Raw genomic sequence first — 13,077 nt, 5'->3', positions numbered from 1 at the left:
GCGGAGTGGCGTCAGGACGCCTTGTCGTCTTCGTTCGATGCGTGTTCGTTCCAGTGCAGCTTCTTGCGCAGCGTCGCGTAGTAGCTGTAGCCGATCGGATGCAGGAACGGCACCGTGTGCTTCGAGCGGCGCACCTCGATCGTGTCGTTCAGTTCGAGCGAGGTGAACGACTGCATGTCGAAGTTCACGTTGACGTCGCGCCCGCCGACGATCTGGATCGCGATCTTCGAATCGTCGGGCAGCACGATCGGCCGGTTCGACAGCGCGTGCGGCGCGATCGGCACGAGCACGATGCCCTGCAACTGCGGATGAAGGATCGGGCCGGCCGACGACAGCGCGTACGCGGTCGAGCCCGTCGGGGTGGCGACGATCAGGCCGTCCGAACGCTGGTTGTACATGTACCGGCCGTCGACCGACGCGCGCAGCTCGACCATCCCGGAGACGCCGCTGCGGGTCACGACGACGTCGTTGAACGCGAGCGCGTGGTAGATCGGTTCGCCGTCGCGCATGATCCGGGCCTCGAGCAGCGAGCGCTCCTCGCGCTCGAACTTGCCCGACAGCATCACGGGGACGAGCGCCTGCATGTCGGCCGCCGCGATGTCGGTGATGAAGCCGAGCCGCCCGTGGTTGATCCCGATCAGCGGCGTGCGGTACGGCGCGAGCTGGCGGCCGATGCCGAGCATCGTGCCGTCGCCGCCGAGCACGACCGCCACGTCGGCGCGCGCCCCGATTTCGGCCGGGGTGAGCGCCGGATAGCCGGTGATGCCGATCTCGCGCGCCGTGTCGCCCTCGAAGACGACGTCGAACCCCCGCTTCGCGATGCAGGCGGCCAGCGTGGCGAGCGGTTCGGCGATGCCGGGCGTGTTGCTCCGGCCGACGAGTGCGACAGTACTGAACTGATTACCGGTTTTCATGCCGGCATTACACCATAGCTCGTTGACGAAAAGAACCGGCTGTGCGCTGGCGGGGCCGGATCGGACCGGCCCGCACAATGGTGGCCGATGCCACTCGCCGCGGTCACGCGGTTGCGCTAAAATTTTCCACCATGCTAGATCCTCGCGCACGAACCCTCCTGAAAACCCTGATCGAACGGTATATCGTCGACGGTCAGCCAGTCGGATCGCGCACGTTGTCCCGTTACTCCGGGCTCGAGCTGAGCCCGGCGACGATCCGCAACGTGATGTCCGACCTGGAGGAGCTCGGCCTCGTGTCGAGCCCGCACACGTCGGCCGGCCGCGTGCCGACCCCGCGCGGCTACCGGCTGTTCGTCGACACGATGCTGACGGTCGAGGTGCCGATCGACGCCGAGGCCGTCGCGCGGCAGGTGCAGAACACGCTGCAGGCCGGCGAGCCGCAGCAGCGGGTCGTCGCGGCCGCCGCGAGCGTGCTGTCGAACCTGTCGCAGTTCGCGGGCGTCGTGCTGACGCCGCGCCGCAGCCACGTGTTCAAGCAGATCGAGTTCATGCGCCTGTCGGACAAGCGCATCCTGCTGATCATCGTCACGCCCGAGGGCGACGTGCAGAACCGGATGCTTGCGACGCCGCGCGACTATTCGCCGTCGCAACTGACCGAGGCGTCCAATTACATCAATGCGCATTTCGCCGGCCTGTCGTTCGACGAGGTGCGCCGCCGCCTGCGCGACGAGATCGACCAGTTGCGCGGCGACATGACCGCGCTGATGCATCTGGCGGTGACGGCCAGCACCGAGGTGCCCGACACCGAGGACACCGTGCTGATTTCCGGCGAGCGCAACCTGCTCGAGGTGGCGGATCTTTCCTCCGACATGGCGCGGCTGCGCAAGCTGTTCGACGTGTTCGACCAAAAGACGGGCCTCCTGCAACTGCTCGACGTGTCGAGCCACGCCCAGGGCGTGCAGATCTTCATCGGCGGCGAATCGACGCTCGTGCCGATCGAGGAAATGAGCGTGGTCACCGCGCCTTACGAGGTGAACGGGCAGATCGTCGGCACGCTCGGCGTGATCGGCCCGACCCGCATGGCGTACAACCGCGTGATACCGATCGTCGACATCACCGCGCGCCTGCTGTCGCTCACGCTGAGCCAGCAGTAGCCTGCCATCGCCAGCCCGATCCCGCCCCGTCATCGTGCCGCGGCGCCGCCTGCGCCGACAGTCGGCCGAACGGCACGGGGCGGCCCGCTATAATTGAGACCCATCCGGTCCCGTGCCCCGAGCACGTTCTTGCCCATGCGTTTCGATCTTGAGCCGCCTTCGAGCATCGCGGCCGCCCATCGCATCGGCGTGCTGCTGATCAATCTCGGCACGCCCGACGCTCCCACGCCGCGCGCGGTGCGGCGCTATCTGGCCGAATTCCTGTCGGATCCGCGGGTCGTCGAAATCCCGCAGGTTGTCTGGCAGGTGTTGCTGCGCACACTGATCCTGCCGCTGCGCGGCCGTGCATCCGCGAAGAAATACGCGGCCGTGTGGATGCCCGAGGGCTCGCCGCTGCGCGTGCACACCGAGCGCCAGACCGACAGCGTGCGCCACCTGCTCGCGTCGAACGACTATCACGTGCTCGTCGACTACGCGATGCGCTACGGCAGTCCGAACATTTCGCATGCGCTCGCGCAGTTCAAGCGCGCGGGCGTCGAGCGCGTGCTGCTGATGCCGATGTATCCGCAATACTCGGCGTCGACCACGGCCACCGCGTTCGACGCCGCCTTCGATGCGCTCGCGCGCATGCGCAACCAGCCGGAGGTGCGCACGGTGCGGCACTACGCCGACCATCCGGCCTATATCCACGCGCTTGCCGAGCAGGTGCGCCAGTACTGGGCGCAGCACGGCCGGCCCGACTTCGCGGCCGGCGACAAGCTCGTGCTGAGCTTTCACGGCGTGCCGAAGCGCACGCTCGACCTCGGCGACCCCTATCACGACCAGTGCCAGCAGACGGGCGCGCTGCTGATGGCCGCGCTCGGGCTGTCGACGACCGAATGCCGCGTCACCTTCCAGTCGCGCTTCGGCAAGGCCGAATGGCTGCAGCCGTACACCGCGCCGACGCTGCGCGAGTTCGGCGAGGCCGGCGTGCGGCGGGCCGACGTGTTCTGTCCCGGTTTCACGGCCGATTGCCTCGAGACGATCGAGGAGATCGGCATGGAAGTGCGCGACGAGTTCCTTGCCGGCGGCGGCAAGGCGTTCCACCGGATTCCGTGCCTGAACGGCGCGCCCGCGTGGATCGGCGCGCTCGGCGAGATCGTCGCCGAGAATCTGCAGGGCTGGCCCGTCAGGACGGTGCAGCCCGAAACGGTGAATTGAGATGAAACGACCCCGACGCTCGCTTCGTTCGCTGTCGACCGGAGTTGACGCTTCAGCGCTTACTCCGGTCCCATGCACGGCTCCCCCGAGGGGGCGGTCAGCCTCCTTGGGACGGCCCGGCGGAGGCTGACATGAAACGACCCCCACGCTCACTTCGTTCGCTGCCCCCCGAGGGGGCGGTCAGCCTCCTTGGGGCGGCCCGGCGGAGGCGGACATGAACTACAAGATTTCGACCGAACCGGGCGCGAAGCTGCGCATCGACAAATGGCTGTGGGCAGCCCGGTTCTTCAAGACGCGCTCGCTCGCGACCGATGCGGTCGACAAGGGGCACGTGAAGATCGGCGGCGCGGCGGTCAAGCCGGCGAAGGAGGTGCGCGTCGGCGACGAGGTCGAGATTGCGATCGACGGCATCGTCTGGCACATTGCCGTGCTGGGCATATGCGACGTACGCGGGCCCGCGAGCGTCGCGCAGACGCTTTACGAGGAAACTGAAGCGGGGCGGGCCGCGCGGCTCGCCGAGCTGGAGCGGCGCCGCACGTATCGCGAGCCGGCGGCCGAACTGCACGGCCGGCCGACGAAGCGCGACCGGCGCATCATCGACAGATTTTCTGGTGGGAGCTGAACATCTGGTCGAACGTCGCCCGCGCGCTTCCGTATTCGGTCGTGCGGTCGGTAACGGCTCCCGACAGGCAGATGGTGGTGGTGCCGGCGATGAGTACCAGCGCGACCACCGATATTGCAAAGGTCAGTTTCACGGTACCTCGCCTCGAGAAGACGGGTGAAAACGGCGCCAGGTGGATGTCAGGCGGCGGTCAGCTAGGGGTAAACACGCTTTTCCGACGCTTGAGTGGAGTGTAGTGCAGCCGGCCTGTGCCAAGCTAGTACTTGCCGGGTAAGCGTTGTTACAGCCCGTTTCGCCCGAGCTGGCGGACTATGCGGGCCATGCACCGGCTGGACGCGCGGTTGTTTCGCGGCATTGGAGAATGCCGGCGAATAACGCTCTTGAAATCGCAGTTTTCACCCTTATTTGCACCAGCAATGTGCGGTGCCGCCGGGTATACGGTCCGGCGGTTGCCGATTTGGCTTCAACCTCTAATCGACTTTCAGCGACATGGAAAACACGCAAGAGAACCCGACTACCCAATCGGCCGAAGACATCGGCAGCGAGAAGCCGGCGGCGCAAGGCGCCGCTCCCGCCGCCGAAGCAGCCGACGCGGCGCTCGCGGAGGCTCAAGCCAAGGTCGCCGAGCTGCAGGAGAGCTACCTGCGGGCGAAGGCCGAGACCGAGAACGTTCGCCGTCGCGCGCAGGACGATGTCTCGAAGGCGCACAAGTTCGCGATCGAGAGCTTCGCGGAACACCTGCTGCCTGTGCTGGACAGCCTGGAAGCGGCCGTCGGCGATACGTCCGGCGATATCGCGAAGGTGCGCGAAGGCGTCGAACTGACGCTGCGCCAGCTGACGAGCGCGCTCGAGAAGGGCCGTGTCGTCGCGATCAACCCGGTCGGCGAGAAGTTCGATCCGCACCAGCACCAGGCGATTTCGATGGTGCCGGCCGAACAGGAGCCGAACACCGTCGTCACGGTGCTGCAAAAGGGCTATATGATCGCCGACCGCGTGCTGCGTCCGGCGCTCGTCACCGTCGCACAGCCGAAGTAAGGCCGCCGCGATGGTTCCCGCCGGCGCCGATCCGGCCGCGTTCGTCGCGTTCGACATGCAGGCGCTGGCCGCTGACACGTTCGACGCGGCGATCGACGGCGCGGGCAATGCACTCGCGGTGGTGTTCTTCTGGGGTGTCGACTGCTTCAACTGCGAGATCGCGAAGAAGGCGATGCTCGCCCAGTCCGACGCGATCCGCGCGCTGGGCCTGAAGTGGTTCCATTGCAACGTGTACGAACACCATCAGCTGGGGCACCGCTTCGGGCTGCACGGCGTGCCGACGTGGTTCTTCTTCCACCGCGGCAAGCGTCTCGGCCGCGCGACGGGCTGGCACGGCCTCGCGCAGTTCCAGGCGGCCGTTTCGGCGGCGCGTGCGAAAGTCGCGGCGGCTGGCGATCCGGCGGCCGGCGATCCGGTGGCCGGCGATCCGGTGGCCGGCGGCGATTGAAAAAATTTAATATCCGCATCGCCCGTCGGGTCTTGAAAACGGACCGGACGGACGCATTTCGGGAACAGAGTTGAATTCTGGCGCGCGAAACCGCCCAAAAAAGCGGGGTTTCGCGCAGCAAACAGGCATTTCTGGAGATTAGGAAAAATGGGAAAGATCATCGGTATTGACCTCGGCACCACGAACTCGTGCGTCGCCATCATGGAAGGCAACCAGGTCAAGGTCATCGAGAACTCGGAAGGCACGCGCACCACGCCGTCGATCATCGCCTACATGGACGACAACGAAGTGCTCGTCGGCGCGCCGGCCAAGCGTCAGTCGGTGACCAACCCGAAGAACACGCTGTTCGCGGTGAAGCGCCTGATCGGCCGCCGCTTCGAAGAGAAGGAAGTCCAGAAGGACATCGGCCTGATGCCGTACGCCATCGTCAAGGCCGACAACGGCGACGCATGGGTCGAGGCGCACGGCGAAAAGCTCGCGCCGCCGCAGGTTTCGGCGGAAGTGCTGCGCAAGATGAAGAAGACGGCCGAAGACTACCTCGGCGAGCCGGTCACGGAAGCCGTGATCACGGTGCCGGCGTACTTCAACGACAGCCAGCGCCAGGCGACCAAGGACGCCGGCCGCATCGCGGGCCTCGAAGTCAAGCGGATCATCAACGAGCCGACGGCAGCCGCGCTCGCGTTCGGCCTCGACAAGGCCGAGAAGGGCGACCGCAAGATCGCCGTGTATGACCTCGGCGGCGGCACGTTCGACGTGTCGATCATCGAGATCGCGGACGTCGACGGCGAAATGCAGTTCGAAGTGCTGTCGACCAACGGCGACACGTTCCTCGGCGGCGAGGACTTCGACCAGCGCATCATCGATTACATCATCGGCGAGTTCAAGAAGGAGCAGGGCGTCGACCTGTCGAAGGACGTGCTCGCGCTGCAGCGCCTGAAGGAAGCCGCTGAAAAGGCCAAGATCGAGCTGTCGTCGAGCCAGCAGACCGAAATCAACCTGCCGTACATCACGGCGGACGCGTCGGGCCCGAAGCACTTGAACCTGAAGATCACCCGCGCGAAGCTGGAAGCGCTGGTGGAAGACCTCGTCGAGCGCACGATCGAACCGTGCCGCATCGCGATCAAGGACGCAGGCGTCAAGGTGTCGGACATCGACGACGTGATCCTGGTCGGCGGCCAGACGCGCATGCCGAAGGTGCTGGAGAAGGTGAAGGAATTCTTCGGCAAGGATCCGCGCCGTGACGTGAACCCGGACGAAGCCGTCGCCGTTGGCGCGGCGATTCAGGGCCAGGTCCTGTCGGGCGACCGCAAGGACGTGCTGCTGCTCGACGTGACCCCGCTGTCGCTCGGCATCGAGACGCTCGGCGGCGTGATGACGAAGATGATCAGCAAGAACACGACGATCCCGACGAAGCACGCACAGGTGTATTCGACGGCCGACGACAACCAGGGCGCCGTGACGATCAAGGTGTTCCAGGGCGAACGCGAAATGGCAGCGGGCAACAAGCTGCTCGGCGAGTTCAACCTCGAAGGCATCCCGCCGGCACCGCGCGGCGTGCCGCAGATCGAAGTGACCTTCGACATCGACGCGAACGGCATCCTGCACGTCGGCGCGAAGGACAAGGCGACCGGCAAGGAAAACAAGATCACGATCAAGGCGAACTCGGGCCTGTCCGAGGCTGAAATCGACCAGATGATCAAGGACGCGGAAGCGAACGCAGCGGAAGACCACAAGCTGCGCGAGCTGGCCGATTCGCGTAACCAGGGCGACGCGCTGGTCCACAGCACGAAGAAGGCGCTGACCGAGTACGGCGACAAGCTGGACGCGGGCGAGAAGGAAGCGATCGAAGCGTCGCTGAAGTCGCTCGAGGAAGCGCTGAAGGACACGTCGGCCGACAAGGCTGCGATCGACGCGAAGGTCGAGGAGCTCGGCAAGGTTTCGCAGAAGCTCGGCGAGAAGATGTACGCCGACATGCAGGCCCAGCAGGCGGGTGCGGCCGGCGCGGCGGGTGCAGCGGAAGGCGCGGCCCACGCGGGCGGTGCGCAGCAGGCTGCCGACGACGTCGTCGACGCCGAGTTCAAGGAAGTGAAGAAGGACTAAGCCGGGTTGCAATGGCCCCGCCCGTCGCTCGCGAAACACGCGCGGCACGCGGGGCCAGCGACTGAAAAGCGGTCTGTCTTTCCTTCCGGATGGCCGGATCGACTCCACGCCTGGCGGGCTTCGCGGCCCTCCGGGCACATTTGTTTTTTGGCGGGTGCTGCGCGAGCCGTCCCTGGACGGCGCAGCGCCAGACGAGTCGAGAGACTTTACTGCAGGCGAAAGGAGCCGCCGCGTGCGCGATGCGTGGCGGCACAGTGAATCGACATGGCGAAACGGGATTACTACGAGGTTCTGGGCGTCGCGAAGAATGCGGGCGACGACGAAATCAAGAAGGCATATCGCAAGCTTGCGATGAAGTATCACCCTGACCGCAATCCGGACAGCAAGGATGCGGAAGAGCATTTCAAGGAGGTGAAGGAAGCCTACGAAATGCTGTCGGACAGTCAGAAGCGGGCCGCGTACGACCAGTACGGCCACGCGGGCGTCGATCCGAACATGGGTGGTGCGGGTGCTCAGGGTTTCGGCGGCTTCGCGGACGCGTTCGGCGACATCTTCGGCGATATCTTCGGCCAGGCTGCTGGCGGTGCCGCACGCGGCGGCCGCGGCGGCCCGCAGGTGTATCGCGGCGCCGACCTGCGCTACAGCATGGAAATCACGCTCGAGCAGGCCGCACACGGCTACGACACGCAGATCCGCGTGCCGAGCTGGGTGTCGTGCGAGGTCTGCCACGGGTCGGGCGCGAAGCCCGGCACGAAGCCCGAAACCTGCCCGACCTGTCATGGCCAGGGCACGGTGCGCATGTCGCAGGGCTTCTTCAGCATCCAGCAGACCTGCCCGAAGTGCCACGGCACGGGCACCTACATCCCTGAGCCGTGCGTGCACTGCCACGGGTCGGGCAAGGTGAAGGAAACCAAGACGCTCGAAGTGAAGATCCCGGCCGGGATCGACGACGGGATGCGGATCCGCTCGGCCGGCAACGGCGAGCCGGGCATCAACGGCGGGCCGCCGGGCGACCTGTACGTCGAGATCCACATCAAGCCGCACGCGGTGTTCGAGCGCGACGGCGACGATCTCCACTGCCAGATGCCGATCCCGTTCGCGACCGCCGCGCTCGGCGGCGAGATCGAGGTGCCGACGCTGGCCGGCCGTGCATCGTTCCCGGTGCCGGAAGGCACGCAGTCGGGCAAGACGTTCCGCCTGCGCGGCAAGGGCATCAAGGGGCTGCGTTCGAGTATCGCGGGCGATCTGTACGTGCACGTGCAGGTCGAGACGCCCGTGAAGCTGACCGACCACCAGCGCGACCTTCTCAAGCAGTTCGAGCAGTCGCTGGCCGAGGGCGGCGCGCGTCACAGCCCGCAGAGCAAGAGCTGGTTCGACCGTGTGAAGAGCTTCTTCGAGTAACTCGGGTAACAGCATGACTGAAGGCAACGAGAGCGCGCGGTTCGCGCTCTTGGACGATTGCGACTCGACCGCGTCCGCGCGGTCGAGTCGTTTGTATTCGGGCTTTGTGCACGAACGCGTGTGCACGGACCCGGCGCGGCTCGACGAAGTCGATGCGGCGGTTGCGCAGGACTTGCGCGACGGGCTGCATGCGGTGGTCGTCGGCGATTACGAATTCGGACGCAACCTGCAACGGGCGCAGCCGGGCCATGCCCCGCTGCGCTTTTTGCTGTATGCGCGCTGCGAGCGCCTGTCGCGCGACGAAGTCGACGCGTGGCTCGCGCAGCAGGACGGCGGCGGCGCACCGTCGATCGCGGGCGTCGCGCATGTCGCGAAGAGCGTGGCGCGCGATGCGTTCGACGCGGCGATCGCCGCGGTGCACGATGCGCTGCGCGCGGGCGATTCGTATCAGGTCAACTACACGTACCGGCTGAACTTCGACGTGTTCGGCACGCCGCTCGCGCTGTACCGGCGGCTGCGCGCGCGCCAGCCCGTGCGTTACGGCGCGCTGATCGCGCTGCCCGGCGGTGCGTGGGTCCTGTCGTGCTCGCCCGAGCTGTTCGTCGAGAAGCACGGCGACGTGCTGCGCGCGCGGCCGATGAAGGGCACCGCACCGCGTTCGGCCGATCCCCGCGAAGATGCGGCGGCTGCCGCGTTCCTCGCGAACGATCCGAAGAACCGCGCGGAAAACGTGATGATCGTCGACCTGCTGCGCAACGACGTGTCGCGGATCGCGCGCACCGGTACGGTCCGCGTGCCGGCGCTGTTCTGCGTCGAGCCGTATGCGTCGGTGTGGCAGATGACGTCGACGGTCGAGGCCGGCTGGCGCGACGGTACGACGTTCGCGCAGATGCTGCGCGCGCTGTTTCCGTGCGGATCGATCACGGGCGCGCCGAAGCATCGGACGATGCAATTGATCGACGCGATCGAGTCGACGCCGCGCGGGCTCTATACGGGCGCGATCGGCTGGCTCGAGGCCCCGAAGGCGGGCGCCGATGCCGATGCGCGCCGCGATCGTGCGGCCGCGGCCGGTTGCGGCGATTTCTGCCTGTCGGTCGCGATCCGTACGCTGACGCTCGATGCGACCGGCGAAGGCGCGACCGGCGAAGGTGCGACCGACGCCGATATCGAAACACGCAGTCCGGCAACGGAAACGGCCACCGCCGACCGGCGGCGCGGCACGATGGGCGTCGGCGCGGGCATCGTGCTCGACAGCGTCGCGGCCGACGAATATGCGGAGTGCGAATTGAAAGCGCGATTCCTGACGGACGCCGATCCCGGCTTCCGGTTGTTCGAAACGACCGCCGCCACGCGTGCGGACGGCATCCGGCATCTCGACCGCCATCTCGCGCGGCTGCAGCACAGCGCGGATGCGCTCGGCTTTCGCTTCGACGCCGATACGTTGCGTCGCGAGATCGACGCGCGCTGCGCGGCGCTCGATGGCGGCGGCACTTACCGGATGAAGCTCGCGCTCGCGAAGGACGGCACGATCGAGATCGTCGCGGCACCGCTCAAGCCGCTGCCGGCGGGGCCGGTCGGCGTGCTGCTGGCGTCCGCGCACGGCTTCGCGCCGACCCGCGCGAGCGATGCGCTGTTGCTGCACAAGACGACGCGCCGTGCCGAATACGACCGCGCGTGGCAGGCGGCGGAAGCGCTCGGCGGTTTCGACATGCTGTTCGTCAACGAGCGCGGCGAGGTGACGGAAGGCGGGCGCTCGAACCTGTTCGTGCAGCTCGACGGCCAGTGGGTGACGCCGCCGCTGGCGTGCGGCGTGCTGCCGGGCGTGATGCGCGGCGTGCTGCTCGACGATCGTGCGTTCGGTGCGACGGAGCGCGTCGTGACCCGCGACGATCTTGCTCGAGCGCAGGGGCTGCTGCTGACCAATGCGCTGCGCGGCGCACTCGACGCGGTATTGGAATGATGCCGTGACGCGGCGGGCACCGCTCGCATGCCGGTGCCACGCGCGTTCATCGATGCGGCACATAAAAAAAGCGCGGCGCCCTGCAAGGGGCGCCGCGCTTTTCAACATCCGGGTGCCGGCGAACGGGCCCCGGCCACGTGTCAGAACGAGTGCTCGGGACCGGGGAACGTGCTGTCCTTCACCGCGCTCACGTAGGCCTCGACGGCCGTCTGAATGTTCGGCTGCCCCTGCATGAAATCCTTCACGAAACGCGGGCGCTTGCCGGGGAACACGCCGAGCATGTCGTGCAGCACGAGCACCTGCCCCGAGCAGTCGACGCCCGCGCCGATGCCGATCGTCGGAATCTTCAGCATGTGCGTGACTTCGGACGCGACGAGCGTCGGTACCGCTTCGAGCACGACGAGTTGCGCACCCGCGTCCTCGATCGCGCGTGCGTCGCGCAGCAACTGCGCGGCCCCGGCTTCGGTCTTGCCCTGGACCTTGAAGCCGCCGAACGCATGCACCGATTGCGGCGTGAGGCCGAGGTGCGCACACACGGGCACCGAGCGTTCGACGAGGAAACGGATCGTTTCGGCCAGCCATTCGCCGCCTTCGAGCTTGACCATTTGCGCGCCCGCGCGCATCAGTCGGACCGAGTTCGCGAACGCGTCGGCCGGTGTGCCGTACGTGCCGAACGGCAGATCGGCGACGACGAGCGCGCGCGGCTGCGCGCGTGCGACACAGGCGGTGTGATACGCGATGTCGTCGAGCGACACCGGCAGCGTGGTGGTGTGGCCCTGCAGCACGTTGCCGAGCGAATCGCCGATCAGCAGCACGTCGGTGCCTGCACGATCGAGCAGCGCGGAAAAGCTTGCGTCGTAGCAGGTGAGCATCGCGATCTTCTCGCCGGCGTCGCGCATTGCCTGCAGCTTGGGTACCGTCACGGCAGGTCGGCTCGATTCCTGGAGATAGGTCATGGAAAATCCGGGTCGATGGGTGAAGAGCGTCAGGCGGGACGCGTCAGCGCGTCGTCTCGCCCTTGACGAAGAATTCCTTGCGGCCGCGCATCGTCTCGATGCGCTCGACCAGCAGGGCAAGATCTTCGGGGGAATCCAGCGGGTTCAGGTGTTCCGCGGCGACCGTCAGCACCGGCGTGCGGTCGTAGTGGTAGAAGAATTCGTTGTACGCGTCGACGAGCGAGCGCAGGTACGCGTCGCCGATCTGCAGCTCCATCGGCATCCCGCGCTTCTGGATGCGCGAGAACAGCACTTCGGGGCTGGCCTGCAGATAGACGACGAGGTCGGGCGACGGCGCCTGCGGCACGTCCACGTGCGTCGCGATCGAGCGGTAGAGCTGCCACTCGTCTTCCGGCAGGTTCAGCCGCGCGAAGATGTCGTTCTTCTGCGGCATGAAATCTGCGATGACCGGGCGGCCCGTTTCGAGCGCGCCGATCAGGTCGCGCGACTGCTGTGCGCGCTGCAGCGCGAACGACAGCTGCACGGGCAGCGCGTAGCGCGCGGTATCGCGATAGAAGCGTTCGAGGAACGGGTTGTCCTGCGGGCGCTCGAGCAGCGTCTGCATCGACCAGCGCTCGGCGAGCAGGCGCGCGAGCGTCGACTTGCCGACGCCGATCGGGCCTTCGATCACGAGATAGCGGTGCGGGGCGCGCAGGTCGGGCGCGGTGACGGTGAGGGGAGTCGAGTTCATCGGCAGCGGTTCTTGTCGGCGTCTTCGCCGGCGGCGAGCGCCTTCTGCATCAGGCACTGGCAGGTCTGCACCTTCTCGACGCGCTGGTCCGCGACGGCGGCGAGGAAGGCATCGGCACGGCCGCGCGCAGGGATGTCGAGTGCCGGGTCGATCTCGACGAGCGGCACGAGCGCGAACGCACGGTCGGTGAGGCGCGGGTGCGGGACGATCAGGTCGGGTTCGTCGATCGAGTCGGCGCCGAACAGCAGGATGTCGAGATCGAGCGTGCGGGGCGCATTGCGATACGGGCGCTCGCGCCCGAAGTGATGTTCGATCTTCTGGCAGAGCGCGAGCAGCTCGCGGGCCGAGAGCGTCGTGTCGAGCTTGACGACGCAGTTGTAGTAGTCGTCGCCGCCCGCTTCGAAGGGCGCCGTGCGATACAGGCTCGATTTGCCGAGGACCGAGATGGTGCGCTGCTGAGCGAGGCACACCACCGCGTCCTTCAGGGTCTGGCGCGCATCGCCGAGATTCGCCCCCAGTCCGATATATGCAACCGTCATGGCATCACTTCCTACGTC

13 protein-coding genes are annotated in these 13,077 nt (G+C 66.9%); 8 read left to right on the top strand and 5 right to left on the bottom strand.

All coding sequences use genetic code 11. The features are described from left to right. Window positions 1–11: 11 nt before the first annotated feature. Entirely contained in the window at window positions 12–914 is a 903-nt protein-coding gene (locus BFF94_RS18935; protein ID WP_219139657.1) for an NAD kinase, read from the bottom strand. A gap of 131 nt (window positions 915–1,045) precedes the next feature. On the opposite strand from BFF94_RS18935, the gene hrcA reads away from it, so the two are divergent. The 3 genes from hrcA (at window position 1,046) to BFF94_RS18920 (ending at window position 3,890) form a co-directional block, all read left to right on the top strand. After that, window positions 1,046–2,068 (top strand): heat-inducible transcriptional repressor HrcA, encoded by a 1,023-nt coding sequence (gene hrcA / locus BFF94_RS18930; protein ID WP_085041782.1) that lies wholly within the window; start codon window positions 1,046–1,048, stop codon window positions 2,066–2,068. A 135-nt stretch (window positions 2,069–2,203) separates the two neighbouring features. Next, window positions 2,204–3,268: a ferrochelatase gene (gene hemH / locus BFF94_RS18925; protein ID WP_128850820.1), complete on the top strand. Its 1,065-nt coding sequence runs from the start codon at window positions 2,204–2,206 to the stop codon at window positions 3,266–3,268. 214 nt (window positions 3,269–3,482) lie between these two features. Beyond that, window positions 3,483–3,890, top strand: a complete 408-nt coding sequence (locus BFF94_RS18920) for an RNA-binding S4 domain-containing protein (RefSeq protein ID WP_128850822.1) — start codon at window positions 3,483–3,485, stop codon at window positions 3,888–3,890. Here the strand turns inward: BFF94_RS18920 and BFF94_RS18915 are convergent. Next, complete coding sequence (locus BFF94_RS18915) at window positions 3,862–4,023, bottom strand: hypothetical protein (RefSeq protein WP_006476841.1); 162 nt, start codon at window positions 4,021–4,023, stop codon at window positions 3,862–3,864. The two genes, BFF94_RS18920 and BFF94_RS18915, sit on opposite strands and share 29 nt — an antisense overlap. 356 nt (window positions 4,024–4,379) lie before the next feature. On the opposite strand from BFF94_RS18915, the gene grpE reads away from it, so the two are divergent. The 5 genes from grpE (at window position 4,380) to BFF94_RS18890 (ending at window position 10,834) form a co-directional block, all read left to right on the top strand. Then, the gene (gene grpE, locus BFF94_RS18910; protein WP_128850826.1) at window positions 4,380–4,925 is read left to right on the top strand and encodes a nucleotide exchange factor GrpE; all 546 of its coding nucleotides are present in this window, start codon (window positions 4,380–4,382) and stop codon (window positions 4,923–4,925) included. A 10-nt stretch (window positions 4,926–4,935) separates the two neighbouring features. After that, entirely contained in the window at window positions 4,936–5,373 is a 438-nt protein-coding gene (locus tag BFF94_RS18905) for a thioredoxin family protein (RefSeq protein ID WP_128850828.1), read from the top strand. 147 nt (window positions 5,374–5,520) lie between these two features. Beyond that, the gene (gene dnaK, locus BFF94_RS18900; protein WP_128850831.1) at window positions 5,521–7,473 is read left to right on the top strand and encodes a molecular chaperone DnaK; all 1,953 of its coding nucleotides are present in this window, start codon (window positions 5,521–5,523) and stop codon (window positions 7,471–7,473) included. A 264-nt stretch (window positions 7,474–7,737) separates the two neighbouring features. After that, a complete protein-coding gene (gene dnaJ, locus BFF94_RS18895) occupies window positions 7,738–8,874 on the top strand; it encodes a molecular chaperone DnaJ (RefSeq protein ID WP_128850833.1) in 1,137 nt (378 codons plus the stop codon). A gap of 13 nt (window positions 8,875–8,887) precedes the next feature. After that, entirely contained in the window at window positions 8,888–10,834 is a 1,947-nt protein-coding gene (locus BFF94_RS18890) for a chorismate-binding protein (RefSeq protein WP_128850836.1), read from the top strand. A 140-nt stretch (window positions 10,835–10,974) separates the two neighbouring features. On the opposite strand, the gene panB is transcribed toward BFF94_RS18890, so the two are convergent. The 3 genes from panB to folK are packed head-to-tail and all read right to left on the bottom strand — an operon-like array spanning window position 10,975 to window position 13,059. Continuing rightward, entirely contained in the window at window positions 10,975–11,790 is an 816-nt protein-coding gene (gene panB / locus BFF94_RS18885) for a 3-methyl-2-oxobutanoate hydroxymethyltransferase (protein WP_128850838.1), read from the bottom strand. Window positions 11,791–11,833: 43 nt separating this feature from the next. Next, window positions 11,834–12,520 (bottom strand): deoxynucleoside kinase, encoded by a 687-nt coding sequence (locus BFF94_RS18880; protein WP_128850841.1) that lies wholly within the window; start codon window positions 12,518–12,520, stop codon window positions 11,834–11,836. After that, complete coding sequence (gene folK, locus BFF94_RS18875; protein WP_128850843.1) at window positions 12,517–13,059, bottom strand: 2-amino-4-hydroxy-6-hydroxymethyldihydropteridine diphosphokinase; 543 nt, start codon at window positions 13,057–13,059, stop codon at window positions 12,517–12,519. Before folK ends, BFF94_RS18880 begins: the two co-directional genes overlap by 4 nt. Window positions 13,060–13,077 lie beyond the last annotated feature (18 nt).

It is taken from the genome of Burkholderia catarinensis, from assembly GCF_001883705.2.
Classification (GTDB): Bacteria; Pseudomonadota; Gammaproteobacteria; order Burkholderiales; family Burkholderiaceae; genus Burkholderia; species Burkholderia catarinensis.
This window is presented reverse-complemented; position numbering and strand designations above follow the sequence as displayed.

Bases quoted from the DNA above. Each gene is read 5' to 3' on its own strand.
- BFF94_RS18935 (WP_219139657.1), bottom strand. From the start codon at position 914: ATGAAAACCGGTAATCAGTTCAGTACTGTCGCACTCGTCGGCCGGAGC.
- hrcA (WP_085041782.1), top strand. From the start codon at position 1,046: ATGCTAGATCCTCGCGCACGAACCCTCCTGAAAACCCTGATCGAACGG.
- hemH (WP_128850820.1), top strand. From the start codon at position 2,204: ATGCGTTTCGATCTTGAGCCGCCTTCGAGCATCGCGGCCGCCCATCGC.
- BFF94_RS18920 (WP_128850822.1), top strand. From the start codon at position 3,483: ATGAACTACAAGATTTCGACCGAACCGGGCGCGAAGCTGCGCATCGAC.
- grpE (WP_128850826.1), top strand. From the start codon at position 4,380: ATGGAAAACACGCAAGAGAACCCGACTACCCAATCGGCCGAAGACATC.
- BFF94_RS18905 (WP_128850828.1), top strand. From the start codon at position 4,936: ATGGTTCCCGCCGGCGCCGATCCGGCCGCGTTCGTCGCGTTCGACATG.
- dnaK (WP_128850831.1), top strand. From the start codon at position 5,521: ATGGGAAAGATCATCGGTATTGACCTCGGCACCACGAACTCGTGCGTC.
- dnaJ (WP_128850833.1), top strand. From the start codon at position 7,738: ATGGCGAAACGGGATTACTACGAGGTTCTGGGCGTCGCGAAGAATGCG.
- BFF94_RS18890 (WP_128850836.1), top strand. From the start codon at position 8,888: ATGACTGAAGGCAACGAGAGCGCGCGGTTCGCGCTCTTGGACGATTGC.
- panB (WP_128850838.1), bottom strand. From the start codon at position 11,790: ATGACCTATCTCCAGGAATCGAGCCGACCTGCCGTGACGGTACCCAAG.
- BFF94_RS18880 (WP_128850841.1), bottom strand. From the start codon at position 12,520: ATGAACTCGACTCCCCTCACCGTCACCGCGCCCGACCTGCGCGCCCCG.
- folK (WP_128850843.1), bottom strand. From the start codon at position 13,059: ATGACGGTTGCATATATCGGACTGGGGGCGAATCTCGGCGATGCGCGC.